This is a genomic window from Streptomyces sp. NPDC090022 (assembly GCF_044748145.1).
In the GTDB taxonomy this organism is placed as follows: Bacteria; Actinomycetota; Actinomycetes; order Streptomycetales; family Streptomycetaceae; genus Streptomyces.
In genome coordinates, this window is the sequence record NZ_JBIVFN010000004.1 from 26,733 (window position 1) to 52,067 (window position 25,335).

Genomic DNA, 25,335 nt, shown 5'->3' on the forward strand with positions numbered 1-25,335 from the left:
GGGGACACCCGCCCCGCCAGCCTAGACTGAACGCCGTACCCATCCCTGCGAAGGAGTCGAGAGAACCGTGACGGACATCGTCGACGAACTGAAGTGGCGCGGGCTGTTCGCCCAGTCCACCGACGAAGAAGCGCTGCGCAAGGCGTTCGCGGACGGTCCGGTCACGTTCTATTGCGGCTACGACCCGACGGCGGCCTCGCTGCACGTGGGTCACCTGGTGCAGGTGCTCACCATGCGCCGGCTCCAGCTGGCCGGGAACCGGCCGCTGGCGCTGGTCGGCGGGGCCACCGGTCAGATCGGTGACCCGCGGCCGACCGCGGAGCGCACCCTGAACGACCCGGCCGTCATCGCGGAGTGGGTCGGCCGGCTGCGGTCGCAGATCGAGCCGTTCCTGTCCTTCGAGGGCGAGAACGCGGCGGTCCTGGTGAACAACCTGGACTGGACGGCGAGCATGTCCGCCATCGAGTTCCTGCGGGACATCGGCAAGCACTTCCGCGTCAACAAGATGCTGACGAAGGACTCGGTCGCCAAGCGGCTGGAGTCCGACCAGGGCATCAGCTACACCGAGTTCAGCTACCAGCTGCTCCAGGGCATGGACTTCCTGGAGCTGTACCGCCGCCACGGCTGCACCCTCCAGCAGGGCGGGTCGGACCAGTGGGGCAACCTGACGGCCGGCCTGGACCTGATCCACCGCCTGGAGCCGCAGGCCGAGGTGCACGCGCTGGCGACGCCTCTGATGGTCAAGGCCGACGGCACCAAGTTCGGCAAGACCGAGGGCGGGGCCGTGTGGCTCGACCCGGAGATGACCACGCCGTACGCGTTCTACCAGTTCTGGCTGAACGTGGACGACCGGGACATCTCCACCTACATGCGGATCCTGTCCTTCCGGTCCATCGCGGAGCTGGAGGAGCTGGAGGCGCAGACCGCCGAGCGGCCGCAGGCGCGGGCCGCGCAGCGGGCGCTCGCGGAGGAGCTGACGGCGCTGGTGCACGGCGCCGACCAGTGCGCCGCCGTGATCGCCGCGTCCAAGGCGCTGTTCGGCCAGGGCGAGCTCGCGGACCTGGACGAGGCCACGCTGGCCGCGGCCCTGTCCGAGCTGCCGCGCGCCGAGGTCGCCGAGCTCGGCCAGGTCGTGGACCTGATGGCCGAGACCGGCCTGGTCGCCAGCAAGTCGGCCGGCCGCCGGACGGTGAAGGAGGGCGGCGCGTACGTGAACAACGTCAAGGTCACCGCCGAGGACGCGGTCCCGGCCCGGGAGGACCTGCTGCACGGGCGCTGGCTGGTGCTGCGCCGCGGCAAGAAGAGCCTGGCCGCGGTCGAGGTCACCGGCGCCTGACCGACCACCCCCGCGGCACCCGGCGGGAGCAGCGCACGGCGGAGGGGCCGGTACGGACGACACTGTCCGTCCGGCCCCTCCGCCCTGTGCTGCCCCGCGCACCGCCGGGTCCGTCACGGCCCGCGGGTCGCCCGCGCGCCCGCCGGGTTACGCGGTGCGCCGGCCGCGCAGCGATTTGTAGACCATCTCGCCCAGGGCGACGATGACGATGGCTCCGACGAGTTGCAGCAGGTGCCGCGTCCAGTCGATGCCCTTGGTCTCGCCGACCCCGAACCAGACGGCGACCGCGTTGCCGAGGACGGCGCCCGCGATGCCGAACAGCGTGGTCAGCCAGAGCGGCTGGTGCTGCTTGCCCGGCAGGACGGCCCGGGCTATGAGCCCCAGCACGAAACCCACGATGATCGCCCACAACCAGCTCATCTCGCCTCCTCGTGACGCGCGGTGCGCATGTGCGGCCAGTCTCGGCCCGTCCGGCCCGCCGCGCATGTCGGGCGGCTCCGTCCGGGGCGTACCCCCTCGTGGCAGCGCGGCGGGCGGCGCGTACCGTGGAAGGGTGAAGGCGAAGAAGCGGAACAAGGCCGAGGTCTTCCGGATCACCGGGGCCCGGATGGGGCTCGAGGAAGACGTCCGGGGACGGCAGCGCCGTTACGTCATCTCGATGACGATCAGGACGCTGTCGGTCATCGCGACCGTCGTGCTGTGGAACATCGAGCGACACGTGGCGATCGTGACGCTCGTGGCCGGTGCGCTGCTGCCGTACATCGCGGTCGTCATCGCCAACGCGGGGCGCGAATCGACGCCTTCCCTGCCCTCGAACTTCATCGCCCCACCTGCGCGTCCGGCGCTGGAGACGGGGAACCTCAAGAAAACCTCAGATCAATCATGAAGTTCCAGTGCACCGTACCCGGTCCTGCGTGACATACTGCCTACGCGCTCCGCATCCCCCGTCGGAGCGACGGACCGACGCCGGGCAGCTCCCCCCGTGGCTGCTCGGCGTCGTCATGTCTCCGTCCGGGTCTCTTAGGGTGGGGGCGTGAACCTCTTCGCCGATCAGGACCCCGCCGGGGCCGCCGACTCCCCCATCTGCTCCGCCAAGGGCTGCCGCGAGGCGGCCGTATGGGTGCTGGCCTGGAACAACCCGAAGCTGCACACGCCGGAACGGCGCAAGACGTGGCTGGCGTGCGAGGAACACCGCGAGCACCTGTCGCAGTTCCTGGGCGTGCGCGGGTTCCTGAAGGACGTGGTGACCCTGGAGGAGTGGTCAGCCGCCGATCGCTGACATCGGGCGGTCGGGCTGGAGGAACGAGGGGTCGTCCAGGCCGGAGCCGGCCTTCTTGCCCCACATGGCGACCTTCCAGAGCCGGGCGATCTCCTCGTCCGGGGCGCCGGAGCGCAGGGCGGACCGCAGGTCGGACTCCTCGGTCGCGAACAGGCACGTACGGACCTGGCCGTCGGCGGTGAGCCGGGTGCGGTCGCAGGCGCGGCAGAACGGGCGGGTGACCGAGGCGATGACTCCCACGGTGGCCGGGCCGCCGTCGACGAGCCAGCGCTCGGCGGGGGCGGCGCCGCGGCGCTCCTCGCCCTCGGGGGTCAGCTCGAAGCGGGTGCGCAGCGATTCCAGGATGTCACCGGCGGTTATCATCCCGTCGCGCTTCCAGCCGTGCTGGGCGTCGAGCGGCATCTGCTCGATGAAGCGCATCTCGTAGCCGTGGTCGACGGCCCAGGCCAGCAGGTCGGGGGCCTCGTCGTCGTTGAGTCCGGGCATCAGGACGGCGTTGACCTTGACCGGGGTGAGGCCGGCTTCCCGGGCCGCGGCCATGCCCTCGACGACGTCCTTGTGGCGGTCGCGGCGGGTGAGGGTCTTGAAGACCTCGGGCCGCAGGGTGTCCAGCGAGACGTTGACGCGGTCCAGGCCGGCGGCCTTCAGAGCCCGCGCGGTGCGCCCCAGGCCGATGCCGTTGGTGGTCAGCGACATCTGCGGGCGCGGTTCCAGAGCGGCGCACCGCTCGACGATCCCGACCAGGCCGGGGCGCAGCAGCGGCTCGCCGCCGGTGAAGCGGACCTCGGTGACGCCGAGGCCGGTGACGGCGATCCGGATCAGCCGGACGATCTCGTCGTCGGTGAGCAGGTCGGGCTTGGCCAGCCACTGCAGGCCTTCTTCGGGCATGCAGTACGTGCACCGCAGGTTGCACCGGTCGGTGAGCGAGACCCTCAGGTCAGTGGCCACGCGGCCGTAGGTGTCGATGAGCACAGTGGCCCCCTCCCCTGGTCCGGTTCCGATGAGGTTCACGCAAGTGATGCGCTCGATTCGAGCCTACGCGACGCATGTGTCGCTTTGGTGAGCAGGAAAGAACGAGACGTGACGAGGCCGCGTCGTAGGGACGTACGACGCGGCCACGGTCCGTGTTCGGATGATCGACGCAGTGCCTCAGTGGGCGCCGGTGCCGGTGAGGGAGCGCACCTCCAGCTCCGCGTACTTCTCGCGGTCGGGGGTCTCCTTGGAGAGGACCGTGCCCAGCCAGCCGAGCAGGAAGCCCAGCGGGATGGAGATGAGGCCGGGGTTCTCCAGCGGGAACCAGTGGAAGTCGACGCCCTTGAACATCGAGGTCTTGGGGTTGCCGGAGACCACGGGTGAGAAGAGCACCAGGACCACGGAGGAGACCAGGCCGCCGTAGATGGACCACAGCGCGCCCTGGGTGGTGAAGCGCTTCCAGAAGAGGCTGTAGAGGATGGTCGGGAGGTTGGCGGAGGCCGCGACCGCGAAGGCGAGGGCCACCAGGCCGGCCACGTTCATGTCGCGGGCGAGGGCGCCCAGGACGATGGCGACGGCGCCGATGACGACGGTGGACCAGCGGGCGGCGCGTACCTCCTCCTGCTCGGTGGCCTTGCCCCTGCGGATCACGTTGACGTAGATGTCGTGGGCGAAGGACGAGGAGGAGGCCAGGGTGAGGCCGGCGACCACCGCGAGGATGGTGGCGAAGGCGACGGCCGAGATCACGGCGAGCAGGATCGCGCCGCCGGTGGAGTCGGCACCGCCGCCGAGGGCCTGGGCGAGCAGCGGGGCCGCGGTGTTGCCGGCCGGGTTGGAGGCGATGATGTCGGCCCGGTTCAGCAGGGCGGCGGCGCCGAAGCCGAGGGCGATGGTCATCAGGTAGAAGGCGCCGATGATGCCGATGGCCCAGTTCACGGACTTGCGGGCGGCCTTGGCGGTGGGGACGGTGTAGAAGCGGATCAGGATGTGCGGCAGGCCGGCGGTGCCGAGCACGAGCGCGAGGCCGAGGGAGATGAAGTCGAGCTTCGAGGTCTCGGTGGCGCCGTACTTGCGGCCGGGCTCGAGGAACTCGGGGGTGCCCGGCGCCAGGTTGAGGACCTCGTTGCTGTTCTTCTCGGCGGCCTTGCCGAGCAGGTCGGAGATGTTGAAGTTGAACTTCCACAGCACCAGGAAGGTCAGCAGCAGGGCGCCCGCGATGAGCAGGACGGCCTTGACCATCTGGACCCAGGTGGTGCCCTTCATGCCGCCGATGGTGACGTAGAGGATCATCAGGACGCCGACCAGGCCGACGATGGCGAGCTTGCCGCCGTCGCTGGTGATGCCGAGCAGCAGCGAGACGAGCACGCCGGCGCCGGCCATCTGGGCGAGCAGGTAGAAGATCGACACCACGATGGTGGAGGTGCCGGCGGCGGTCCGTACGGGCCGCTGGCGCATCCGGTACGCCAGGACGTCGCCCATGGTGTAGCGGCCGGAGTTGCGCAGCGGCTCGGCGACGAGCAGCAGGGCGACCAGCCAGGCGACGAGGAAGCCGATGGAGTAGAGGAAGCCGTCGTAGCCGAAGAGGGCGATGGCGCCGGCGATGCCGAGGAAGGACGCGGCGGACATGTAGTCGCCGGAGATGGCCAGGCCGTTCTGGAAGCCGGTGAACTGGCGGCCGCCGGCGTAGAAGTCGGCGGCGCCCTTGGTCTGGCGGCCGGCCCACACGGTGATGGCCAGGGTGGCGACGACGAACAGCCCGAAGAGGGTGATGATCAGCGGGCGGTGCTCGGAGGCGCCGACGGCGAGGGTCGCGGCCAGGGGGGCGCTCATGCTCCGGCCTCCATGCGGGACTTGATGGCCTCGGCCTTGGGGTCGAGCTTCTCGGCGGCGTGCTTGGAGTACCACCAGGCGATGGCGAAGGTGGTGGCGAACTGGCCGAGGCCGAGGACGAGGGCGACGTTGACGCTGCCGAAGAGCTTGGTCCCCATGAAGCCGGTCGCGTAGTTGGACAGCAGCACGTAGAGCAGGTACCAGGCGATGAAGGCCACGGTGAGGGGGAACGCGAAGGAACGGTAGGACCGGCGCAGTTCGCCGAACTCCGCGCTCTCCTGGACGGCTGCGAACTCTGCTGCCGTGGGACTCGCCGGGTGCGTGTCCGCGCCGCCGGAGGGCGGCGCTGCTTCGGTGGTCACGGGGGGCTCTCCTTGTGGCACGGATGCGGTGGGGACGACGGACATGAAGACCTCCGGTGGGGGGCGGTGGTGCTGATGCCCCCTTGTCAACGGCACGTACCGCGCGTCGGGACGGTTCAACACCCGCTGGATCTTTCGTGCCTGATTTCTCGAACTGATGGCGCGGACGGGAACACCGGCGCTAGCTTCACCTGTCATGAACCCGCCAGCCGCGGCCCGCGGCGGGGCGGCTTCCTCACGAGGATGTGGAGACCCCATGACTCATCCGGGATCGCGTCGGTCCGGTCGGCGCGGGCGCACGCTCGCCATACCGGTCGGCCTGGCGCTCACGGCCTCGCTCGCCCTGCTGTCGGCGGTCCCGGCCGCGGCCGCGCCCGAGGACGCGACGGCGGCCACCGCGCCGGGCGCGACCGCCCCCGGCGCCGGCCCGGCGCTCTCGTACGTGGTCAACCTGACCGGTGAGGGCAAGGGCGCGGTCAAGCAGGCGCGCAGGGCGATCGAGCGGGCCGGCGGCCGGGTGGTGACGGCCTATGAGCAGATCGGGGTCGTCGTCGCGCACTCCGGGAACCCGGCCTTCGCCGAGGAGGTCCGGGCGCAGCGCGGGGTGTCCTCGGTGGGCGCCACCCGTACGGCCCCGCTGACGGCCGTGCAGACCACGCAGGAGGGCACCACCGAGGTGCTGGGCGCGGCGGAGGCCGCCCGGGCCGCGGCGGCCGCCGCGCCGGGCCAGGAGCCGCTGGAGCCCAGCCAGTGGGACCTGCGGGCGATCAAGGCCGATCAGGCTCACAAGATCAACGATGGCAGCCCGGACGTCACGGTGGGTGTCATCGACACGGGTGTGGACGACACCCACCCCGATCTGGCGGCGAACTTCTCCCGGGGGCAGTCCGCCAACTGCGTGGGCGGCGTGGCCGACACCACCGAGGGCGCCTGGCGGCCGTACCCGGACGGCAGCGACCACGGCACCCATGTGGCGGGTACGGTCGCGGCGGCCCGCGACGGCGCCGGGATCAGCGGGGTCGCGCCGGGCGTGAAGGTGGCGGCCATCAAGGTGAGCGACCCCGGCAGCGGCCTCTTCTACACCGAGTCGGTGGTCTGCGGCTTCATGTTCGCCGCGGAGAAGGGGATCGAGATCACCAACAACAGCTACTACGTCGACCCCTGGTACTTCAACTGCACCACGGACGACGACCAGAAGGCCCTGGTGGAGGCCATCGGCCGGGCGAGCCGGTACGCCGAGCGCAGGGGCACCCTGAACGTCGCCTCGGCGGGCAACGAGAACTGGGACCTGGCCTCCGACGCGATCGTCGACGACACCAGCCCGAACGACACCACTCCGGTGCCGCGGACCATCGACCCGAGCGTCTGCCTGGACCTGCCGACGCAGCTGCCGGGGGTGGTCTCGGTGTCGGCGGTCGGCCCGGAGGGCTTCCGCTCGTACTACTCCAGCTACGGCCTGGGCGTGGTGGACGTCGCCGGTCCCGGCGGCGACAAGTGGCAGAAGGCGGCCACGCCGGACGCCAACGGCCGGGTGCTGTCCACGCTGCCGGGCGGCGCGTACGGCTACAAGCAGGGCACCTCGATGGCCGCCCCGCACGTGGCGGGGGTGGCCGCGCTGATCAAGAGCCGGCACCCGTGGGCCTCGCCGGCGCAGATCCAGCTGCTGCTCAAGGTCCAGGCCGACAACCCGGGCTGCCCGGAGCACATCCTGGACCCGGCCACCGGCAAGCCGATCCCGGCGACGACCTGCCAGACCGGGGCGCTGGGCCGCACGGGCTACTACGGGGCGGGCGTGGTGAACGCGCTGAAGGCCGTGAAGTGGTGACCTGACGGCCCGTCGGCGGCAGGCGCCCTCAGGGGGTGATGAGCACCTTGAGGGCGCTGCGGTCGTCCATGGCGCGGTAGCCGGCCGGTACGTCGTCCAGGCCCACCGTGCGGTCGAAGACGGGCGCCGGGTCGACGCGGCCGTCGAGGACGTCCGCCAGCAGCTCGCGGAGGTACGCGCGCACCGGTGCCACGCCGCCGCGCAGGGTGATGTTGCGGTCGAACATCACCCCGAGGTCGAGACCGGTGCCGCTGCCGTGCGGGACGCCGACGTAGCCGATGGCCCCGCCGTCGCGGGTGATGTTCACGGCGGTGCGCATGGACTGCTCGGTGCCGACGGCCTCGATGACGGCGTGGGCGCCCTGACCGCGGGTCAGCTCGCGTACGGCGGCCTCGGCGGCCTCGCCGCGCTCGGCGACCACGTCGGTGGCGCCGAAGCGCTTGGCGATGTCGGTACGGGCGGTGTGCCGCCCCAGGGCGATGATCCGCTCGGCGCCCAGCCGCTTGGCCGCCAGGACGCCGCACAGCCCGACCGCGCCGTCGCCGACCACGGCGACGGTGGACCCGGGGCGCACGCCGGCGCCGAGGGCGGCGTGGTGGCCCGTACCCATGACATCGGAGAGCGCGAGGAGCCCGGTCAGCAGGTGGTCGTCGGAGACGGCGTCGGCGGGCAGCTTGACCAGGGTGCCGTCGGCCTGCGGGACGCGGACGGCCTCGCCCTGGCCGCCGTCGAAGCCGACCGAGCCCCAGAAGCCGCCGTTCGGGCAGGAGGTGTGCAGGCCCTCGGCGCAGTAGTCGCAGGTGCCGTCGGACCACATGAAGGGGGCGACGACCAGGTCGCCGGCCCGGAAGCCGGAGACGGCGGAGCCGGCCTCCTCGACGACGCCGAGGAACTCGTGGCCGATGCGCTGGCCCGGCTGCCGCTGGGCCTCGCCGCGGTAGGCCCACAGGTCGCTGCCGCAGATGCAGGCGCGCAGCACGCGCACGACCGCGTCGGTGGGCTGCTCGACGGCGGCGTCCGGCACCTGCTCCACGCGGATGTCGTGCGGGGCGTGGATGACGGTGGCGCGCATGGTGCGGGTCCTTCGGGGTCGGGCGGGCGGGGCGTCAGGCGGGCGGAACCTCCCTACCGTACGCCTGCCCCCCGCGCGAGGGCGCCGCGGGCCAGCAGGCACTGGGCGGCCAGATAGGTGCTCATGATCCAGAAGTCGGGCCGGGGCAGCTGGGGCCACTCGGCGACGCCGGTGGCGATCAGGGTGTCGGAGAGCAGGAACAGCGCGCCGCCGGTGCCCGCGGCCCGGCCCAGGGCGCTGGAGCGGAAGGCCATGGCGGTGAGCAGCAGGCTGTAGCCGGCGACGGGGACGCGCAGGTCGGCGGGGAGGTCGCCCCAGAGCAGGGCGATCGTGCCGAGGAGGGCGACGGCGTACCCGGCGGCCAGCCGCGGGTCGGCCGGGCGGCGGCCGAAGAGGACGAGGTAGCAGACGTGGCCGAGGGCGAAGGAGCCCATGCCGACGAGGAAGGCGGCCTCGGCGTCGAAGAGCAGGGCCACGTCGCCGCCCCAGCCGAAGAGCAGGGCGGCGACCAGCAGCCGCGGGGCGCGCCGCGTCAGGACGTACCCGACGAGCAGGGGCATCAGCAGCGGCTTGGCGACCAGGTGCCCGGGGTCCCAGCCGGCGAGCAGGGAGACCAGGTCGACGGCGGCGGCCACGCCGAAGGCGAGCAGCAGCACCCGGCCCGCGGCGGCACGGCGCCCGGCGGCCGCGGGGACGGCCCAGGAAGGCGCGCGCAGCGGGGCGGCGGCGCCCGCCGGATCGGGCGTGGGGGTGGTGCGGGCGCTCATGCGGGGGACTCCGTGGGGGTCGAGGGGGCGGTGGCGGGGGCACTGACCGCGGTGGCGGGGGCGCTGACCGCGGTGGCGGGGGCCGGTTGCCAGGCCGGCCCGCCGAAGATCCGGCCGGCGCGCTCGCGCCAGCTCGTGGCGGCCCGTACGTCGCGGGCGATGGCGGCGTACTCGTGGGTGGCCACCCGCAGCGGGTTGTACGTGGTGATGTTCTTGGTCAGGCCGAAGACCGGGCGCTGCGTCTCCACCGTGAACGTGCCGAACAACCGGTCCCAGACGATCAGCATCCCCCCGAAGTTGCGGTCCAGGTAGCCGCCCTGGGAGGCGTGGTGGACGCGGTGGTGCGAGGGGGTGTTGAAGACGTACTCGACCGGCCGGGGCAGCCTGCCGATCCGCTCGGTGTGGATCCAGAACTGGTAGAGCAGGTTCACCGAGTAGCAGAAGGCCAGGGCCGCCGGGTGCACGCCGAGCGCGATCATCGGCAGGTAGAAGGGCCAGGAGGTGGCGCCGGTCCAGGTCTGGCGCAGGGCGGTGGAGAGGTTGAACCTGCGGCTGCTGTGGTGCACCACGTGCGAGGCCCACAGGATGCGCACGACGTGGTGGCTGCGGTGCTGCCAGTAGTAGCAGAAGTCCTGCGCGAGCAGCATGAGCGCGAGGGTCCACCACAGGAACGGCACCCGCAGCGGGGTCAGCTCGTACACCGCCGCGTACAGCGCGACGAAGGGCATCTTCGAGAAGAAGTCGAAGACCAGGCTGCCGAGGCCCATGGTGAGGCTGGTGGCCGTGTCCTTGGCGGCGTACCCGGCGGCGTCCTCGTCCGGACGGATCCGGTAGCTCACCGCCTCCAGGATCGTGAGCAGCACGAAGGCGGGTACGGACCACAGCACGACGTCGGGCAGGTTCGGCATGCCCGCACCCTAGGGCGGGATCCGGGGAGCCGCCAGAGGTTGTTACCGATCGGTATGCGCCGGTGTTACCGAGGGTTCGCCGACTAGGGTCCGGACCAGGACATCCGGGGAGGGGCGGAGGGAATGGCGGGGATCGAGACGGCCGTCTTACGGACGGCGACGGCGATGGTGGGACGGCTGGTCACGGCGCGGCTGGGGCAGGTGCCCGGCGCGGGCCTGACGGAGCGGCCGGTACGTCCGGCCGCGCGCTGGCGGCGGCCGGCCGGGCTGGGCGAGGCCGAGCTGCGCCGCCTGGCCGAGGGACTGGCGGACCGGCTGGGCGGGGCCGCCGCCGGGCTGCCGGAGCACGAGCGGCTGGCGGCCCTCGACGCCGCCGCCGACGCCTTCGCCGCGCTGGGGCCGGTGGACGCCGACGCCCTCCTGGCCGCCGACCTGGACCCGGCGGCGCTGGCGGCCCGGCTGCCCGTACCGCCCGGCGCGGGCCTGAGCACGGCCGCCGAGCCGGTGTGCCGGGAGCTGATCCGGCTGACGTGCGTGCACGCCGTGGAGTACCTGACGACACTGCCCGGCTTCGGGGCCCGGGCCGACGTGGAACTGGTCCGGCGGACGGGGCGGTTGCAGCGGTCCGTGGACCGGCTGGCCGAACGCGCCGACCGCGCCGACCGCCCCGGCGGGGCGGCCTGGGCGTTCGAGGAGCGGTACGCGCGGTACATCGCGAAGACCCACGGCCGGCTCCAGCTGTTCGGCCTGACCACGGGCAGGCGGCGGGAGGAGTGGGCGCTGGACCTCGCGTACATCGGCCTCGCCGTGAGCGGCGAGCAGCAGCATCCGCTGCCGGGCGAAGCCGTGCCGCACCGGACCACGGTCAGGGCCGAGCAGGCCCTGGCGGCGGCGGACCGGGTGCTGCTGCGCGGGCCGGCCGGCTCGGGCAAGAGCACCCTGCTCCAGTGGCTCGCCGTCGACGCGGCCCGCCGGGCGGGCGGGCCGTGGGGCACGTACGTACCGTTCGTGCTGCGCCTGCGCGCGTTCACCACGGCGCAGGCGCTGCCGCTCCCGGAGGAGTTCCTCAAGGCGGCGGGCGTGCCGCTGGCGGCCCCGCCCGGCTGGGCCGAGGACCTGATGCACAGCGGCCGCGCCCTGGTCCTGGTGGACGGCGTCGACGAGGTCCCGCAGCGGCTGCGCGCCCGCACCGAGACCTGGCTGCGCTCGCTGGTCTCCGCGTTCCCGATGGCCCGGTACGTCGTGACCACCCGGCCCTCGGCGGTTCCGGAGGACTGGCTGGCGGGCCAGCGGTTCACCCCGCACGCGCTGGTGCCGATGGAACGCGAGGACGTGCGGGACTTCCTCGCCCACTGGCACCGGGCGGCGCGCGCGGAGGCCGGCCCGTCCGGAACCGACGGGGAGGACCTGGCGGCGTACGAGGCCTCGCTGCTGGAGGCGGTCTCGGCCCGCCGGGACCTGGTCCGGCTGGCCACCAACCCGCTGATGTGCGCCCTGCTGTGCGCGCTGAACCGGGACCGGCGGATGCAGCTGCCGCGGGCGCGCAAGGAGCTGTACGACGCAGCGCTGGACATGCTGCTGGTGCGGCGGGACACGGAGCGGGAGATCCACGGGGTGGAGGGGGTCCGGCTCACCCGGGACGAGCAGATCCTGCTGCTCCAGCGGTTCGCGTACTGGCTGATCCGCAACGGGCAGGTGCAGGCGGACCGGGACGAGGCCGTCGAGATGACCGGGGAATGGCTGGCCGCGATGCCGCAGGTGCGGGAGCAGGGGGACGCGGAGCAGGTCTTCGCCCACCTGCTGATCCGCAGCGGACTGCTGCGCGAACCGGTGCCGGGCACGGTGGACTTCGTCCACCGGACCTTCCAGGACTACCTGGGGGCCAAGGCGGCGGTGGAGTCACGGGACTTCGGCGTGCTGGTGCGCAACGCGCACGACGACACGTGGGACGACGTGGTCCGCATGGCGGTGGGCCACGCCCGCCCGGACGAGCGGACCCGGCTGCTGCGGGGCCTGCTGCGACGGGCCGACCGGACCAAGGGCATCCGCAACCGGCTGGTCCTGCTGGCGGCGGCCGGCCTGGAACACGCCCCGGAACTGGACCCGGCGGTCCGCGCGGACGTCCAGGCCCGGACGGCGGACCTGCTGCCGCCGCGGACGCCGGAGCAGGCGGAGGAGCTGGCCAAGGCCGGCGGGCTGGTCCTGGACCTGCTGCCGGCGTCGGCCGACGGCCTGGGCGAGGCGGAGACGGCGGCGACCGTCCGCACGGCGGCCCTGGTGGGCGGGGACCAGGCACTGGCGGTGATCCGCCGGTTCCGCGAGGACGTCCGCCCCGAGGTGATCAGGGAACTGGACGACGCCTGGGGCCGGTTCAAGGCCGACGAGTACGCCGAGGCCGTGCTCGACGGCGCCTCGCTGGGCAGTGGGGTGCTGACCCTGCGGACCCAGCACCAGCTGGACTGCCTGGCGGCGCTCCCGCAGTTCAAGCGCCTGCGGCTGGACGACGTCCGGCGGGTGCCGCCCGAGGTCGCCGCCCACCGCGGCATGGAAGCGCTGTACGTAATCGACTCGCCCGAGCTGACCGATCTCGGGCCGCTGTCCGGATGCCGGGAGCTGGAGCACATCAGCCTGACCGACTGCACGGCGCTGACGGACCTGGGTCCCCTCGCGGAGGTACCCCTGAGGTACCTGTTCACCTTCGGCAGCCACCATGTCGATCTGGGCGTCCTGGAGCGACTGCCGGGGCTCGACTCGCTCGGCCTGGCCACCACGGGCGGCCACCGGTCGGTGGGCGAGCTCCCGGGGCGGTACCAGCTCACCAGTGCGTGGCTCCACGAAGGGACCGAGGACATGTCCCTGGACGGCCTGGAGCGCTGGCCCGACCTGTCGTTCCTGGGCATCACGGGGAGCCGGCAGGCGCAGGAGCTGCGTTCGATGGCCCGGCCACCGGACCTCACCTCGCTCCAGCTCCTCCACGACGACGCCTACGACCTCGAGGATGTGCTGCGGTTCCCCCGGCTGGACGGCCTCTACTTCGCCGATTGCCGGTTCACCGGCGGGCTCGGGGTCCTGCGGCAGGCGACCGGGCTGAAGACCCTCTCCCTCAGCGCCTGCGGCACCGTGGACCTGGCCCCCCTGGCCGGGCTCGCGGACCTCACCGTCCATCTCTACGGCGGCACCGACGTAACCGGTGCGGAAGGGTTCCCGCCGGAGCGGCTGCGGGTCCACTGAGCCCGGCCGCCCCGGCGGGAACCCCCGTCACCAGACCCGGACCGAGCCCCCCGTGGCGAAGGCCGGGCTGGTGGCGCCGTCCGGGACCGTGGTCAGCGGCTCGGCGATCTCCGTGACCGTCGGGCCGTGGACGGCGGCCAGCGCGTCCAGGCGGGCCAGGTCGAAGCCGTACACGCGGGCCGCGTTGCCGCCGACCATCGCCGCGACCTCCTCGCGCGGCAGGCCCGCGTACGCGATGCGCAGGCCTTCGCGGGAGAAGGGGGTGGTGCCCTCGTCGTGGGGGTAGTCGCTGCCCCACATGATCTTGTCGAGGCCGATCCGGTCCCGCAGCGGGACCTCGTGGGGTCGCATGAAGCTCGCGCCCACGAAGCAGTTGTCCCGCCAGACCTCGCTCGGGCCCCGTCCCATGGCCTCCGCCAGGCCCGCGCCGAACTTGGACTCCGCCGTGGCCGCCTTCGTCGCGGCGGACACCAGCCGGCCGTGGTAGTAGTCCAGCATCTCCAGCACGCCCGGGATCCAGCCCGAGCCCTGCTCGGTCAGGACCAGTCTGAGGTCCGGGTGGCGCCGGAACGCGCCGCCGAAGATCAGGTGCCACAGGGCGCGGTGCGAGAACCAGGTGGTCTCCACCATGAACACGGCGCGGGCTGCCGGTTCGTCGCCCAGCGGCGGCGACGCCGAGCCGCCGTGGTGGTTGACGGGGACGCCGAGTTCGGCGCACACCGCCCACAGCGGGTCGTACGCCGTGGAGTACAGCTCCGGTACGGGCGAGCCGGGCGGGACGCCGGGCAGCAGGATGCCGCCCGTCAGGCCCGCCTCGCGGGTGCGGCGGACCTCGGCGACGGCCGCGTCCACGTCGTTGAGGAGGATCTGTACGACGCCCGCCCGCCGTCCCGGCGCGTCCGCGCAGAAGTCGGCGAGCCAGCGGTTGTGGGCCTGCAGGCCCGCCCACCGCTGTTCGTACTCCGCCCGCTCCGGCGGCTGGGCCATCAGCGAGGCCTTGGGGAAGAACGGCGGGATGGTGTTGGGGAAGACCACCTCGGCGACGATGCCGTCGGCCTCCAGTTCCGCCAGCCGGCGGGCGGAGTTCCAGTTGCGGTCGGCGGTGTCGGCGAGGAGGTCCTCGTACGGGTTGACGTAGGTGGCCGCCCACGCGTCGAAGTCGTCGTGGTGCTTCTTCTCCAGGTACGGCTTGTAGTCGAGCAGGTCGGCGCCCGCGTGGCAGTCCGCCGAGATCACCGTGTAGCGGTCGGTCATCGGCCGGCCCCCAGCACGGGGAAGTCGTGCTCGGTCAGCCAGTGCCGGCCCACCTCGCGCGAGCGCGCCCAGGAGGCCTCCACCGCCGCCTGGTCCGTGCTCTGGCCCAGCTCCGCCGGGGTGGGGCCGATCCGGCGGGCGAGCGGGGCCAGCTTCTGCGTGTCGAAGCCGAAGACGTCGGCCGCCGCCAGGCCCAGCATGCGGCGGGTCTCGCCGACCGGGATGTCGTGGAAGGTGGTGCGCAGCCAGGTGCGGGTGTTGGGCCAGGTGCCCTCGGGGTGGGGGAAGTCCGAGCCCCACAGGATGTTGTCGACGCCGATCTCGTAGCGCTGGGCGAGCTCGCGCCGTTTGGTGTTGGTCGCGCAGACGAACACCTGGCGGTCCAGGTACTCGCTCGGCGGCCGTTTCAGCTCCGCGAACGGGGAGAGCTTCTTGCCGCCGTGGGCGCCGAGGTAGAGGCGGTCCATGAACCAGAGCTGGTTGGGCAGCCACCAGCAGCCGGACTCGGCGACCCCGAACTTCAGGCCCGGATGGCGCTCGAAGACACCGGACCAGAGCAGGAACCACAGGGGCCGGGCCGGCCACCAGGTGACCTCGGAGACGTAGATGCCGAGGTGGTCGCCGTACTCGTGGCGGGGCGCGGCCCCGGAGTGGGTGACGACCGGCATGGCCGTCTCGGCGGCCGCCGCCCAGACCGGGTCGTAGCGGCGGTCGTGGTACGGCGCCCGGTCCACCCACATCGAGGGGATCATCAGCGCGCCCAGGCCCGACTCCTTGGCCCGGTGGATCTCGGCGACGACCTTGTCCGGCTCGCCCGTGATGGGCAGCAGGGCCACGCCGCAGTGGCGTTCGGGGTTCTCGGAGACGAACTCCGCCAGCCAGCGGTTGTGCGCCTGCGCGCCGGCCATGCCGAGCTCGGGGTCCTGGTCGCCGGAGAGGCCCAGGCCCACGCCGAAGGGGGCCGCGGTCTGGCTGTCGACGGCGTCCGCGTCGGGGAAGACGACCTCGGCGGCCACGCCGTCGCCGTCGAGTTCCTTCAGGCGCTGGGCCACGTCCCAGCCGCCCTTGAGGCCCTCCTCGTGGTCGTGGAACCACTTCTCGGCGAAGGCCTCGTTGCGGACGCCCAGGCGGGTGGCCTCCTCGCGGCGGGCGTCGCGCTGGCCCAGGAACTCGTCGAACCGGGGGTGGAAGCGCGCGTCCAGGTAGGGGCGGTACCGCTCGGTGGGCAGGCCCGCGTGGCAGTCGGAGGAGATGATCAGGTACGGGTCTTCGTACGTCTCGTGTGTCTCGTGTGTCTCGTGTGTCTCGTGCGTCTCGTGCGTCTCGTCGGGCACGTCGGTCCCCTCAGTCGAGGATGAAGCTTTCCAGGTAGGCGGGGTTGGCGCGGTCGAGCATGGACTGCGAGCGGGCGCGGATCTGCCGGTCGCTGTGCTCGCTCGCCGGGAGCATCCAGAAGCGGTCGGCGCGGATGCCGGCCACGACGTGGTCGGCGACCTCCTCGACCGGGGTGAAGTTCACCTCGTGGCCGGCCTGCTTCATCGCGGACTCGTACTGGTCGAGGCTGCGGTACGGGGTCCGGCGCGGTCGCTGCTTGGCGAACCGCTCGGGGCGGTTGCGGTGGGACTCCCACAGGCCGGTGCGCAGCATGTGGGGGCCGGGGAAGAGGACGCTGGCGCCGATGGCCGCGCCCTCGGCCTTCAGGTGGGCGTAGAGCGACTCGGTCATGGTGACCACGGCCGCCTTGGTGACCGCGTACACGGAGGCGGTGGGCAGCGGGGCGATGCCGCCGTCGCCGGAGGAGGTGTTGACGACGTGGCCGGGGGCGCCGCCGGCGATCATGCGGGGGACGAAGGCCTGGATGCCGTGGAAGACGCCCCAGACGTTGACGGAGAAGGCCCACTTCCAGTCGTTGGGCTCGTGCTCCCACATCCGGCCCTCGGCGCCGGAGCCGACCCCGGCGTTGTTGCACAGGACGTGGACCGCGCCGAAGGCCTCGTACGCGGCGTCGGCGAGCGCGAGGACGGACGCGCGGTCGCCGACGTCGACGGGGCGGGCGAGGACCTCGGCGCCGTCGGCGGTGAGCTCGTCGGCGGCCCGTTCCAGGGCCTTCTCCTCGACGTCGGCGAGGACGACCTTGAGGCCCTCGGCCGCGAAGCGGCGGGCCATGGCGAGGCCGATACCGCTCGCGGCGCCGGTGACGACGGCGGTCCGGCCGGGTTCGAGCCGCATGTCACACGCTCCCCGCGGGCGGCCCGTCGAGGATCTGCATCGGGTCGTCGTAGCGCTGGTGGATGTAGGGCAGCAGGGCCTGGGCGCTGACGCGTTCGACGATCCGGCCCTGCTGGTCGGTGGTCTTCTCGCCGATGGTGATCTCGACGATCCGGCGGACCGGGAGGTCGGCCACGGGGTCGAACATGGACTCCCGCAGGACCACGTCACCGGTGATGCTCTCCAGCTTGCGGACCTTCTCGTTGCGGGTGCAGTGCACCAGCACCGGGTCGGCGTCGAAGCCGTTGCCGTCCACGGCGGGCAGGAACTTGAAGTAGAAGTCCGTCTTGCGGGTGGGCTCGGGCAGGGGCAGCGCGCCGTCGACGGCGCCGCGCACCTCGACGAAGGCGATGCCGTGCCGGGCGAGCGCGGCCCGTACGACGAGGCCGTCCCGTTCGACGGTGACCTCGCCCAGTTTCTTCGGCTCGCCGAAGACCTCGCGGCCGCCGGTCAGGGCGCGCTCGTGGGTCATCGGCATGACCAGCGGGTACCAGCCCTCGACCCCGCCGTGCCGGGCCGCGACCGCCACCGAGCCGGCGCCGAGCGGGTAGCCGGGCAGGTCGACCTTGCTGATGTTGGCCCGTACGAGCGGGCGTTCGGCGGGCTTCAGCGGCGGCGGCAGGACCGCCGCGACCACGTCGGGATCGCTCTCCCACAGCGCCACCACGCCGGTGGACCAGATGTCGGGGAGCTGGGAGTTCTTCTCGCGCGAGGCCGAGATCTCGGCCTCCGTCCGTGCGCCGTACCGTACGCGTGCCATGGGTGGACCACCCTTCGTCGACGGGTCTGCCGGCTTCTGTAACACAGTTACACCGGCGCCGATGAAGGGTAAAGAGGGCTGCACGCACCAGAACTGACGGTTCGACAGATCGAGGGGGCCGGGTCATGGGCAGAAGAGCACTGACCCGCGAGGAGGTGCTGGGGGCGGCCGCGCTCCTGGTCAAGCGGCACGGCCCGGCGGCACTGACCATGCGGGGACTCGCCGCCGAGCTGGGCACCGCGGTGACCTCCATCTACTGGCACGTCGGCAACCGCGAGTCGCTGCTCGACGCGCTCGTGGAGCGCACCGTGCGGGACATGGGCGACCTGCGCCCGACCGGCCGCACCCCCGCCCAGCGGATCGTCTCCGTCGCCCGGATCCTGCGCCGGGAGCTGCGCGAGCGACCGCACCTGATCGCGATGGTCCACGAACGCGGACTGACCGAGCGGATGTTCCTGCCCGCCCAGCAGGCGCTCGTCCACGAGGTGCACGCGGCGGGCCTGCGCGGGACGCGCGCCGCGGACGCCGTACGGGCGGTGCAGTTCCAGGTGGTCGGCTTCGTCCTGGTCGAGCGCAACCGCGAGCGCTCCCCCGTGCAGTCCCCCGGCGAGGGCGAGCTGTGGGACGCGGCCGCCGCTCCCGGGGACCCGGCGCTGTCCCGGGCGCTGGCCCGGCCGGCCGACCCGGAGCGGCTGTTCCTGCTGTCCGTACGGGCCCTGGTGGCCGCCCTGCTCGACGGCCCGGCGCCCGGATGACGGCCCCGGCCGCCCGATAACGGTTTGGCCGGGCGGACCGCGTGTGGTGGGATCGGGGTGACGGGGGCGGCTCCCCGGCGTGCATCCTTCTCTACTTTCTTCAGGTGAAAATCCGCGCGCCCACTCTCCGCCCCCGTTTTCCGTACCCGGAGGGGAATCCGCCAAGTGAGCGCCGTCGAAGGCACCGAGTCCGTCGCATCCACGAAGTCCGGCGAGTCCGGCGAATCCAGCGAATCCAGCGAGTCCGTCGCGGCCGTCGCGGCCGTTCTGCTGCGCCGCCTGGGCACCGTCCACGTGGACCGGGACACCCTGGCCACCCCGGCCACGAAGCCGGCCGGCCCCGCGCTGCGCCGTCTGGAGAACGACCTCCTCCAGCGCGGCTGGACCCTCTCGCCCGACCTGTACGCCGCGCTGGCGGCCCTGCCCGCCGCCCGGCTGGCCCCGGCCGGCGCCCGGCTGACGGCGCTGACCGACGCGCTCCTGGGCGCCGACCGCGTCCACGTCCCGCTGCTGCGCCGCTTCCCGTTCAGCACGCCGCGCGACACCGACCGGCTGTACGTCGACCGGGTCTTCGCGCACCTGCTCCAGGCCCCCGAGCAGCCGTGCGTGCTGTGCGGGGAGCAGCGCACCGTCTTCCCCGTCGCGCCCTGCGCGCACCTGGTCTGCCGGCTGTGCTGGGACGGCTCCGACTACGCCGGCTGCCCCCTGTGCCACCGCCGGATCGACCCCGCCGACCCCTTCCTGCGCCCGGCCTCCCGCGCCGCCGCGGCCTCCCGCCGGATCCGCAAGGCCCCCGCGGGACCGCTGCGGCTGCTGCGCCTGGGCACGGACCGCGCGGCGGACGCGGGCGCGGTGCTCGCCGGCCTGCTGGCCCGGCGTACCCCGCCCGCCCCGCAGGACCTCGACGACCTCGCCGCGCTGCTGCCCTGGGCGCCCGCGGACCTGGGCTGGCTGCCCGTGGACATCCCGGTGCGCGAGACCAAGGCGCTGGTGCTCGGCTCGCTGCTGCGCGACGCGCGCACGCGCGACGCCGTACGGCTCCTGCTCGCCGCCCGGCTGACGACCGCGACCGACGTGCTGCGGCTGCTGGCCGTGTACGCGGGCGGGGACCCCGGGCTGGACACGCTGCCCCGGTTCACCGGCCTGCCCCGGCCGCTGCGCCGCGAACTGCTGGGCGCCCTCGACGTGTTGCCGGCCCCCTACCTCGTGGAGGACCTGCTGCGGCACCCGCGTGCCTGGAAGCGGGCCGGGGAGGGCCTGCACCCCTTCGAGCACCACATCCGCTTCCCGCGGGCGGCGATGGCGTTCGCCGTGCTGCGCGGGAGCGTGCCCTCGCCGGTGACCGCGTTCGGCGCCTGGCTGCTGGACCACGCCTCGATGCACCCCGACGCGGTCCGCGTCGAGGGCGACCGGATCCGCCCCGCCACCTGGGCGGGCCGCCTGGAGCAGGCGCTCGCCGAGGGCGACGCGGGCCGGGCGGCGGAGCTGGCCGGGCAGCGGCCGGGCGAGCTCGTCCGGCGCCTGGACCACCTGCTGCGGCTGCACACCGGCGAGGCACTCGTCCCCGAGCTGGAGCGGGCGCTGCGGCGCGCGCTGCCCGGGGCCGGTCCCGGCCCGCTGCTGTCGGCGCTGGGCGCGCTGCGCCCGCGCGCCGAGGACCGCACCGCGACCCGCCGGGTGTTCTTCCCGGCCGGCCGGGTCGCCCGGGCGCAGGTCGCCCCGGAGGAGCGGGCGCCGCTGCCCGCCGCGCTCGTGGGGGCGGTCACGGCGCTGCTGGAGGCCGAGGTGGTACGCCGCTTCGAGGCCGCCGGCGCGGAGCCGGGCGAGCGGGGGCGGGCGTACGAGCGGGCGGTGCTGGACGCCGGACTCGCGGACCTCACGGTGCCCTTCGGCGCGCGCTCCACGGCGCGCGCCCTGGTGGCCGTGCCGCGCGGCAGCACGCTGACCCTGCCCGCGGGCCAGGTGGTGCGGCTGTTCCTGCACTGGACGCAGCCGGCGGACCGGCGCACCGACCTGGACCTGTCGGTGGCGTTCTTCGACGCCGGCTGGAACTTCACGGGCCTGTGCGACTACACCTCGCTGCACCACGGCGACCACGGCGAGGCCGTCCACTCCGGCGACCTCACCTCGGCCCCGGCCCCGGCCGGTGCCACCGAGTACGTCGACCTGGACCTGGAGGCCCTCGCCCGGCGCGGTGACGTGTACGCGGTACCGGTGGTCTTCAGCTACAACAACGTGCCCTTCGACGAGCTGCCCGACGCCTTCGCCGGCTTCATGGCCCTGCCCGCCGGCGCGCCCCGGGACGCGGAGTACGACCCGCGCACGGTCCGCCAGCGCTTCGACCTGGCGGGCGCGTCGCTGGTGACCCTGCCGATGGTGGTGGACCTGGCCGCGCGCCGGGCCCGCTGGACGGACGTCCACCTGCCGCCGGCCGACGGCTTCCAGAGCGTCGGCTCGCACGGCGAGCGGCTCGCCTCCGTCGCCCGCGACCTGTGGGACCACTTCGGGTCGGGAACCCGGGTCACCCTGTGGGACCTGACGGTGTGGCGGGCCGCGGCACGCTGCCGCGAGGTGGATGTCGTGCGCGACGGGGAGCTGCTGCGCTACCGGCGCGGGGCCGCCGAGGAGGCCGTCGCGTTCGCCGCGCGGATCGCCCGGCTCGACGTCCCCGAGGAGCGCCTGACGTGTCCGGACCCGGAGGCGGCGGCCCTCCAGGAGGCCGCCGGGAAGCGGGTGTTCCTCGCCCGGGTGCACGCCGGACCGGCTCCCGAGGGGGCTTCGGGGACGGCGTACCGGCTCTTCGAGGGCGACGGGGACGTACCGGATTCCTTCGTCCGGGCCGAGGCCGGCGACCTGCTCGCGGAACTCGGCTGAAAGCCGCGTACGTCCGGCCTTCCGGCCACGGCTGTCAGTCGGGGCCCGTATCCTCTGTGACCATGCTCGACGACCGTACGACCGCAGAGACGACCTGGCCGACCGCGTACCCCCAGGGGTACGCGGTCGTCGACGTGGAGACCACCGGGCTCGCGCGCGACGACCGGATCGTGTCGGCCGCCGTCTACCGGCTCGACGCGCAGGGCGAGGTCGAGGACCACTGGTACACGCTGGTCAACCCGCAGCGCGATCCGGGGCCGGTGTGGATCCACGGGCTCACCAGCGACATGCTCGCGGACGCCCCGCTGTTCAAGGACATCGCCGAGGAGTTCGCCGGGCGGCTCGCGGACCGGGTGCTGGTCGCGCACAACGCCATGTTCGACTGGCAGATGATCGCCCGCGAGTACGCGCGGGCCGAGGGCGCGGCGCCGGTCCGTCAGCGGCTGTGCACCATCGCCCTGTCGAAGGAGCTGAACCTGCCGCTGCCCAACCACAAGCTGGAGTCGCTGGCCGCGCACTTCGGCGTGGTCCAGCAGCGCGCCCACCACGCGCTCGACGACGCGCGGGTGCTGGCCGAGGCCTTCCGGCCCTCGCTGCACGCCGCGGCGCAGGGCGGCGTCCGCCTGCCGCTGCTGGAGTGCCGGCCGCTGACGGAGTGGTCGGACTCCCCCGCCGCCCCGCGCGTGGGCCACCAGGCGTCCTACCGCCCGGTCAGCTGGCGCCCCGCGCGCAAGCGCCCGGCGTGCCCGTACCCGAACCCGGGGCGCTTCGAGGACGGCGAGGGCCTGCGGCAGGGCATGCGGGTCGCCTTCTCGGGTGACACCTCCGTGGAGCGCGAGCTGCTGGAGGACCGTGCCGTCGAGGCGGGCCTGCACATCGCCACGAGTGTGTCGCGGCTCACCTCGCTGCTGGTGACCAACGATCCGGATTCGGCCACGTCCAAGACGGTCAAGGCCAAGGCGTACGGCACGCCGGTCGTCGACGAGGCGGCCTTCACCCAGTTGCTGCGCGACGTGGCCCCGGCCGGGGACTGACGCCCGCCCCGGGCCGGTCGCGGGGGCCTGGCAATCCCCGGCGCACCCGGCAATCCCCGGCGCACCCCGCATCCCGGCGCACCCCGCATCCCCGGCGCATCCGGCCGCCGTTGCGCCGGGCGGGTGCGCCGCGGACGACTCACCCCGCTGGATCTTGCTCCGCGCGGGCGCGCTCCGGAGCATGCGGCGCATGGCTCGTTGCGAGGTCTGCGGAAACGACTACGGCATGTCCTTCGAGGTGCACGCGCAGGGCGCGGTGCACGTCTTCGACTGCTTCTCCTGCGCCATTCACCGCATGGCGCCCATCTGTGAGCACTGCCGGGTCCAGATCATCGGGCAGGGTGTCGAGGTGGAGGGGCAGTGGTTCTGCGGAGCCCACTGCGCCCGCTCGGAGGGGAAGGTGGGCATCGTCGACCGCGTCTGACCCCCTTCCCCCACCGTCGCCCGTCGCCCCTCCCCCTGTTTCCCCCGGCCCCGGCCGGCCACCCGGCCGCCGGGGCCGCTCGCGCGCGGGGTACCGTCGATGGCGTGTACCGCTTTGTGCTGACCCGGCAGTGGGTGTGCCTCACCCTCGTGGCCCTCGTCCTCATCCCCGTGATGATCAAGCTGGGGTTCTGGCAGTTCCACCGCCACGAGCGCCGGGTGGCGTCCAACGAGCTGATCGCGGCCGCTCTGTCGGCGCAGCCGGTGCCGGTGACCGACCTCACCTCCCCCGGCCACACGGTCCCGCGCTCCGACTACTGGCGCGCGGTCACGGCCACCGGTACGTACGACAGCGCGCACGAGGTCGTGGTGCGGATGCGGACCGACGCCGACGACAAGGTCGGCTTCCACGTGCTGACCCCCCTGGTCCTCACCGACGGCCGGGTGGTCCTGGTCAACCGCGGCTGGGTGCCGGGCGGCGGCGACCCGCGCGCCTACCCCCCGGTGCCCGCGCCGCCCGCGGGCGAGGTGACCGTCACCGGCCGGCTCAAGGCCGACGAGACCAGCGGCGGCAGCGGCATCAAGGACCGCAAGGGCCTGCCGGACCGCCAGGTGATGCTGATCAACAGCGGGCAGCAGGCGCAGACGCTGGGCAGGCCGGTGCTCGGCGGCTACCTGGAGCTGACCGCGCCGGTCCCGGCCGACCGCAGCCCCGACCCGATCGGTGCGCCCGACCACGACTCCATCGGCGCGCACATGGCGTACGCCGTGCAGTGGTGGCTGTTCGCGGCCGGGGTCCCGGTGGGCTGGGTGGTCCTCGTCCGGCGCGAGCGGCGCGACCGCGAACAGGCCGCCGCCGTCGGCACCCCGGCCGCCGGCAGCCCGCCCGCCGAGGAGGCCACGGCCGCGACGGCGTAGCGTGTCGGGCATGGATCTTGGACTGCAGGACCGTGTCTACGTCGTCACCGGCGCCACCCGTGGCCTGGGCCTGGCGACCGCCCGCGAACTGACCGCCGACGGCGCGAAGGTCGTCCTGAGCGGACGGGACGAGCGGCGCGCGCGGGAGGCCGCCGCCGCGCTCGGCCCGAACGCGGTCGGCGTCGCCGCCGACAATGCCGACCCGGACGCCGCCCGCCGGCTCGTCGAGACCGCCCGCGAGCGCTTCGGCCGCTTCGACGGCGTCCTCGTCAGCGTCGGCGGTCCGGCCCCCGGCTCCGCGGCGGACAACACCGACGCGCAGTGGCAGACGGCGTTCGAGTCCGTCTTCCTGGGCGCCGTACGGATGGCCCGCGCCGCGGCCGCCGAACTCGGTGAGGGCGGGGTCATCGGCTTCGTCCTGTCGGGCTCGGTGCACGAGCCGATCCCGGGGCTGACCATCTCCAACGGGCTGCGCCCGGGGCTGGCGGGCTTCGCGAAGTCGCTCTCCGACGACCTGGGCCCGCGCGGCATCCGGGTGGTCGGGCTGCTGCCGGCCCGGATCGACACCGACCGGGTGCGCGAGCTGGACGCCCTCTCCGGCGACGCGGAGGCGGCCCGGGCGGGCCACGAGTCCCGGATCCCGCTGCGGCGCTACGGCACGCCGGAGGAGTTCGGCCGCACGGCGGCGTTCCTGCTCTCGCCCGCCGCGTCGTACCTGACCGGGATCATGGTGCCGGTGGACGGCGGCGCCCGGCACGGCTTCTGACCGCGTCGCGTTACGGGCACACCGGACGCGGGTCCCCCGGGGCCCGCGCCACGGGGGACCCGCGTCCGGTGTGCCCGCGCCCGGGGGCCCCGCGCCCGGGGGCCCCGCGCCCGGGGGGCCTCGCCACGGGGCCCGCGTCCCGGGGGCTACAGCACCCGCCGTGCCCGGTGCCCGGTGATGGTCAGCCGTGCCTCGGCGGACAGGTCCGGCAGGCCCGCGGAGGCGCGGGCCCGCTCGATGACGGGCCCCGCGAGCGCGGCCACCACGTCGGCGGGCACGGCGTACGGCTCCAGGCTGAGGGCGATGCGCAGGACGGGCGCGCCGCGGCGGCCCTGGAGCCGGACCCGGCAGGCCGCGACACCGCCCAGCGCTCCGCACTCCGCCGCCACCGCCTCCTCCAGGGCCCGGCCGCGCAGCGTCGCGTACGCCCCGTCACCCGTGTCCACCAGGACGGCCCGCAGGTGTGGGCGGCGCAGCTGGGACAGCAGCCACCACAGCGCCAGGACGACACAGAGGGCGAGGGCGGCGAGCAGTACCCACCACCGCCATCCCTCGGCGTGGAACCCGCGTCGGCGGGCCTCGCTGAGCAGCGGCTCGTGCCGGCCCGCGAACGGCCAGGTGCCGACGAGCACGACGGCCCCGGCCGCCAGCAGCGCCGTGCCGATCAGGCCGAGGACGATCCGGTTGACCCGGCGGAGCAT

At 73.7% G+C, this 25,335-nt stretch carries 23 protein-coding genes; 11 read left to right on the forward strand and 12 right to left on the reverse strand.

Annotated elements, in window-relative coordinates; genetic code table 11:
• The first annotated feature begins 67 nt into the window (after window positions 1-67).
• A complete protein-coding gene (tyrS, locus tag ACIPXB_RS10530; RefSeq protein WP_401447245.1) occupies window positions 68-1,336 on the forward strand; it encodes a tyrosine--tRNA ligase in 1,269 nt (422 codons plus the stop codon).
• Between the two features lie 147 nt (window positions 1,337-1,483).
• Here the strand turns inward: tyrS and ACIPXB_RS10535 are convergent, their stop codons facing one another.
• Window positions 1,484-1,756: a GlsB/YeaQ/YmgE family stress response membrane protein gene (locus ACIPXB_RS10535; RefSeq protein WP_401447247.1), complete on the reverse strand. Its 273-nt coding sequence runs from the start codon at window positions 1,754-1,756 to the stop codon at window positions 1,484-1,486.
• A 133-nt stretch (window positions 1,757-1,889) separates the two neighbouring features.
• Here ACIPXB_RS10535 and ACIPXB_RS10540 point away from each other — a divergent pair, with 133 nt between their 5' ends.
• Both ACIPXB_RS10540 and ACIPXB_RS10545 read left to right on the forward strand, forming a co-directional pair.
• Complete coding sequence (locus ACIPXB_RS10540) at window positions 1,890-2,222, forward strand: DUF3099 domain-containing protein (RefSeq protein ID WP_401447249.1); 333 nt, start codon at window positions 1,890-1,892, stop codon at window positions 2,220-2,222.
• A 147-nt stretch (window positions 2,223-2,369) separates the two neighbouring features.
• On the forward strand, window positions 2,370-2,615 hold the full coding sequence (locus ACIPXB_RS10545) for a hypothetical protein (RefSeq protein ID WP_401447252.1): 246 nt from the start codon (window positions 2,370-2,372) through the stop codon (window positions 2,613-2,615).
• Here the strand turns inward: ACIPXB_RS10545 and moaA are convergent.
• From moaA to ACIPXB_RS10560, 3 genes are all read right to left on the reverse strand, one after another.
• Window positions 2,598-3,587, reverse strand: coding sequence for a GTP 3',8-cyclase MoaA (gene moaA / locus ACIPXB_RS10550; RefSeq protein ID WP_401447254.1), 990 nt, complete (start codon window positions 3,585-3,587; stop codon window positions 2,598-2,600). The genes ACIPXB_RS10545 and moaA overlap by 18 nt on opposite strands.
• A gap of 177 nt (window positions 3,588-3,764) precedes the next feature.
• Window positions 3,765-5,417 carry a cation acetate symporter gene (locus tag ACIPXB_RS10555; protein ID WP_401447256.1) on the reverse strand — a complete coding sequence of 551 codons (1,653 nt, stop codon included), beginning with the start codon at window positions 5,415-5,417 and terminating at the stop codon, window positions 3,765-3,767.
• Complete coding sequence (locus ACIPXB_RS10560; protein ID WP_401447258.1) at window positions 5,414-5,779, reverse strand: DUF485 domain-containing protein; 366 nt, start codon at window positions 5,777-5,779, stop codon at window positions 5,414-5,416. The genes ACIPXB_RS10555 and ACIPXB_RS10560 overlap by 4 nt, the downstream gene beginning before the upstream one ends.
• Window positions 5,780-6,035: 256 nt before the next feature.
• On the opposite strand from ACIPXB_RS10560, the gene ACIPXB_RS10565 reads away from it, so the two are divergent.
• Entirely contained in the window at window positions 6,036-7,604 is a 1,569-nt protein-coding gene (locus ACIPXB_RS10565; RefSeq protein ID WP_401447259.1) for a S8 family serine peptidase, read from the forward strand.
• 28 nt (window positions 7,605-7,632) lie between these two features.
• Here ACIPXB_RS10565 and ACIPXB_RS10570 read toward each other — a convergent pair whose 3' ends face one another.
• From ACIPXB_RS10570 to ACIPXB_RS10580, 3 genes are read right to left on the reverse strand one after another with little or no spacing between them, the layout of a single operon-like run.
• Window positions 7,633-8,676 carry a zinc-dependent alcohol dehydrogenase family protein gene (locus ACIPXB_RS10570; protein ID WP_401447261.1) on the reverse strand — a complete coding sequence of 348 codons (1,044 nt, stop codon included), beginning with the start codon at window positions 8,674-8,676 and terminating at the stop codon, window positions 7,633-7,635.
• Window positions 8,677-8,729: 53 nt separating this feature from the next.
• Window positions 8,730-9,443: a lysoplasmalogenase gene (locus tag ACIPXB_RS10575; protein WP_401447264.1), complete on the reverse strand. Its 714-nt coding sequence runs from the start codon at window positions 9,441-9,443 to the stop codon at window positions 8,730-8,732.
• Window positions 9,440-10,351: a sterol desaturase family protein gene (locus ACIPXB_RS10580; protein WP_401447266.1), complete on the reverse strand. Its 912-nt coding sequence runs from the start codon at window positions 10,349-10,351 to the stop codon at window positions 9,440-9,442. The genes ACIPXB_RS10575 and ACIPXB_RS10580 overlap by 4 nt, the downstream gene beginning before the upstream one ends.
• Window positions 10,352-10,474: 123 nt before the next feature.
• Here ACIPXB_RS10580 and ACIPXB_RS10585 point away from each other — a divergent pair, with 123 nt between their 5' ends.
• The gene (locus tag ACIPXB_RS10585; RefSeq protein WP_401447268.1) at window positions 10,475-13,582 is read left to right on the forward strand and encodes an NACHT domain-containing protein; all 3,108 of its coding nucleotides are present in this window, start codon (window positions 10,475-10,477) and stop codon (window positions 13,580-13,582) included.
• Between the two features lie 27 nt (window positions 13,583-13,609).
• On the opposite strand, the gene ACIPXB_RS10590 is transcribed toward ACIPXB_RS10585, so the two are convergent.
• The 4 genes from ACIPXB_RS10590 to ACIPXB_RS10605 all read right to left on the reverse strand — a co-directional run bounded on the left by ACIPXB_RS10590 (window position 13,610) and on the right by ACIPXB_RS10605 (window position 17,864).
• Window positions 13,610-14,836, reverse strand: coding sequence for an amidohydrolase family protein (locus ACIPXB_RS10590; protein WP_401447270.1), 1,227 nt, complete (start codon window positions 14,834-14,836; stop codon window positions 13,610-13,612).
• Complete coding sequence (locus ACIPXB_RS10595) at window positions 14,833-16,095, reverse strand: amidohydrolase family protein (protein ID WP_401448231.1); 1,263 nt, start codon at window positions 16,093-16,095, stop codon at window positions 14,833-14,835. The genes ACIPXB_RS10590 and ACIPXB_RS10595 overlap by 4 nt, the downstream gene beginning before the upstream one ends.
• A gap of 85 nt (window positions 16,096-16,180) precedes the next feature.
• Window positions 16,181-17,065 carry an SDR family NAD(P)-dependent oxidoreductase gene (locus ACIPXB_RS10600; RefSeq protein ID WP_401447272.1) on the reverse strand — a complete coding sequence of 295 codons (885 nt, stop codon included), beginning with the start codon at window positions 17,063-17,065 and terminating at the stop codon, window positions 16,181-16,183.
• Between the two features lies 1 nt (window position 17,066).
• The gene (locus tag ACIPXB_RS10605; RefSeq protein WP_401447275.1) at window positions 17,067-17,864 is read right to left on the reverse strand and encodes an acetoacetate decarboxylase family protein; all 798 of its coding nucleotides are present in this window, start codon (window positions 17,862-17,864) and stop codon (window positions 17,067-17,069) included.
• A 125-nt stretch (window positions 17,865-17,989) separates the two neighbouring features.
• On the opposite strand from ACIPXB_RS10605, the gene ACIPXB_RS10610 reads away from it, so the two are divergent.
• The 6 genes from ACIPXB_RS10610 to ACIPXB_RS10635 all read left to right on the forward strand — a co-directional run bounded on the left by ACIPXB_RS10610 (window position 17,990) and on the right by ACIPXB_RS10635 (window position 24,634).
• Window positions 17,990-18,619 carry a TetR/AcrR family transcriptional regulator gene (locus ACIPXB_RS10610; protein ID WP_401447278.1) on the forward strand — a complete coding sequence of 210 codons (630 nt, stop codon included), beginning with the start codon at window positions 17,990-17,992 and terminating at the stop codon, window positions 18,617-18,619.
• A gap of 267 nt (window positions 18,620-18,886) precedes the next feature.
• Window positions 18,887-21,493, forward strand: coding sequence for an MXAN_6230/SCO0854 family RING domain-containing protein (locus tag ACIPXB_RS10615; protein WP_401448233.1), 2,607 nt, complete (start codon window positions 18,887-18,889; stop codon window positions 21,491-21,493).
• Window positions 21,494-21,555: 62 nt separating this feature from the next.
• Window positions 21,556-22,527: a DEDDh family exonuclease gene (locus ACIPXB_RS10620; protein ID WP_401447281.1), complete on the forward strand. Its 972-nt coding sequence runs from the start codon at window positions 21,556-21,558 to the stop codon at window positions 22,525-22,527.
• Window positions 22,528-22,717: 190 nt separating this feature from the next.
• Window positions 22,718-22,951 carry a hypothetical protein gene (locus ACIPXB_RS10625; protein WP_401447283.1) on the forward strand — a complete coding sequence of 78 codons (234 nt, stop codon included), beginning with the start codon at window positions 22,718-22,720 and terminating at the stop codon, window positions 22,949-22,951.
• Window positions 22,952-23,055: 104 nt separating this feature from the next.
• A complete protein-coding gene (locus tag ACIPXB_RS10630; protein WP_401447285.1) occupies window positions 23,056-23,868 on the forward strand; it encodes an SURF1 family protein in 813 nt (270 codons plus the stop codon).
• Window positions 23,869-23,878: 10 nt separating this feature from the next.
• Window positions 23,879-24,634: an SDR family oxidoreductase gene (locus tag ACIPXB_RS10635; RefSeq protein WP_401447287.1), complete on the forward strand. Its 756-nt coding sequence runs from the start codon at window positions 23,879-23,881 to the stop codon at window positions 24,632-24,634.
• 146 nt (window positions 24,635-24,780) lie between these two features.
• Here the strand turns inward: ACIPXB_RS10635 and ACIPXB_RS10640 are convergent, their stop codons facing one another.
• Window positions 24,781-25,335 carry an alkaline shock response membrane anchor protein AmaP gene (locus ACIPXB_RS10640; RefSeq protein ID WP_401447288.1) on the reverse strand — a complete coding sequence of 185 codons (555 nt, stop codon included), beginning with the start codon at window positions 25,333-25,335 and terminating at the stop codon, window positions 24,781-24,783.

What these genes read in the sequence shown, in the direction of transcription:
- ACIPXB_RS10580 (WP_401447266.1), bottom strand. Translation starts at nt 10,351, where the DNA reads ATGCCGAACCTGCCCGACGTCGTGCTGTGGTCCGTACCCGCCTTCGTG.
- ACIPXB_RS10535 (WP_401447247.1), bottom strand. Translation starts at nt 1,756, where the DNA reads ATGAGCTGGTTGTGGGCGATCATCGTGGGTTTCGTGCTGGGGCTCATA.
- ACIPXB_RS10635 (WP_401447287.1), top strand. Translation starts at nt 23,879, where the DNA reads ATGGATCTTGGACTGCAGGACCGTGTCTACGTCGTCACCGGCGCCACC.
- ACIPXB_RS10620 (WP_401447281.1), top strand. Translation starts at nt 21,556, where the DNA reads ATGCTCGACGACCGTACGACCGCAGAGACGACCTGGCCGACCGCGTAC.
- ACIPXB_RS10555 (WP_401447256.1), bottom strand. Translation starts at nt 5,417, where the DNA reads ATGAGCGCCCCCCTGGCCGCGACCCTCGCCGTCGGCGCCTCCGAGCAC.
- ACIPXB_RS10640 (WP_401447288.1), bottom strand. Translation starts at nt 25,335, where the DNA reads ATGCTCCGCCGGGTCAACCGGATCGTCCTCGGCCTGATCGGCACGGCG.
- ACIPXB_RS10570 (WP_401447261.1), bottom strand. Translation starts at nt 8,676, where the DNA reads ATGCGCGCCACCGTCATCCACGCCCCGCACGACATCCGCGTGGAGCAG.
- ACIPXB_RS10575 (WP_401447264.1), bottom strand. Translation starts at nt 9,443, where the DNA reads ATGAGCGCCCGCACCACCCCCACGCCCGATCCGGCGGGCGCCGCCGCC.
- ACIPXB_RS10605 (WP_401447275.1), bottom strand. Translation starts at nt 17,864, where the DNA reads ATGGCACGCGTACGGTACGGCGCACGGACGGAGGCCGAGATCTCGGCC.
- ACIPXB_RS10565 (WP_401447259.1), top strand. Translation starts at nt 6,036, where the DNA reads ATGACTCATCCGGGATCGCGTCGGTCCGGTCGGCGCGGGCGCACGCTC.
- ACIPXB_RS10585 (WP_401447268.1), top strand. Translation starts at nt 10,475, where the DNA reads ATGGCGGGGATCGAGACGGCCGTCTTACGGACGGCGACGGCGATGGTG.
- ACIPXB_RS10625 (WP_401447283.1), top strand. Translation starts at nt 22,718, where the DNA reads ATGGCTCGTTGCGAGGTCTGCGGAAACGACTACGGCATGTCCTTCGAG.
- ACIPXB_RS10590 (WP_401447270.1), bottom strand. Translation starts at nt 14,836, where the DNA reads ATGACCGACCGCTACACGGTGATCTCGGCGGACTGCCACGCGGGCGCC.
- ACIPXB_RS10610 (WP_401447278.1), top strand. Translation starts at nt 17,990, where the DNA reads ATGGGCAGAAGAGCACTGACCCGCGAGGAGGTGCTGGGGGCGGCCGCG.
- ACIPXB_RS10600 (WP_401447272.1), bottom strand. Translation starts at nt 17,065, where the DNA reads ATGCGGCTCGAACCCGGCCGGACCGCCGTCGTCACCGGCGCCGCGAGC.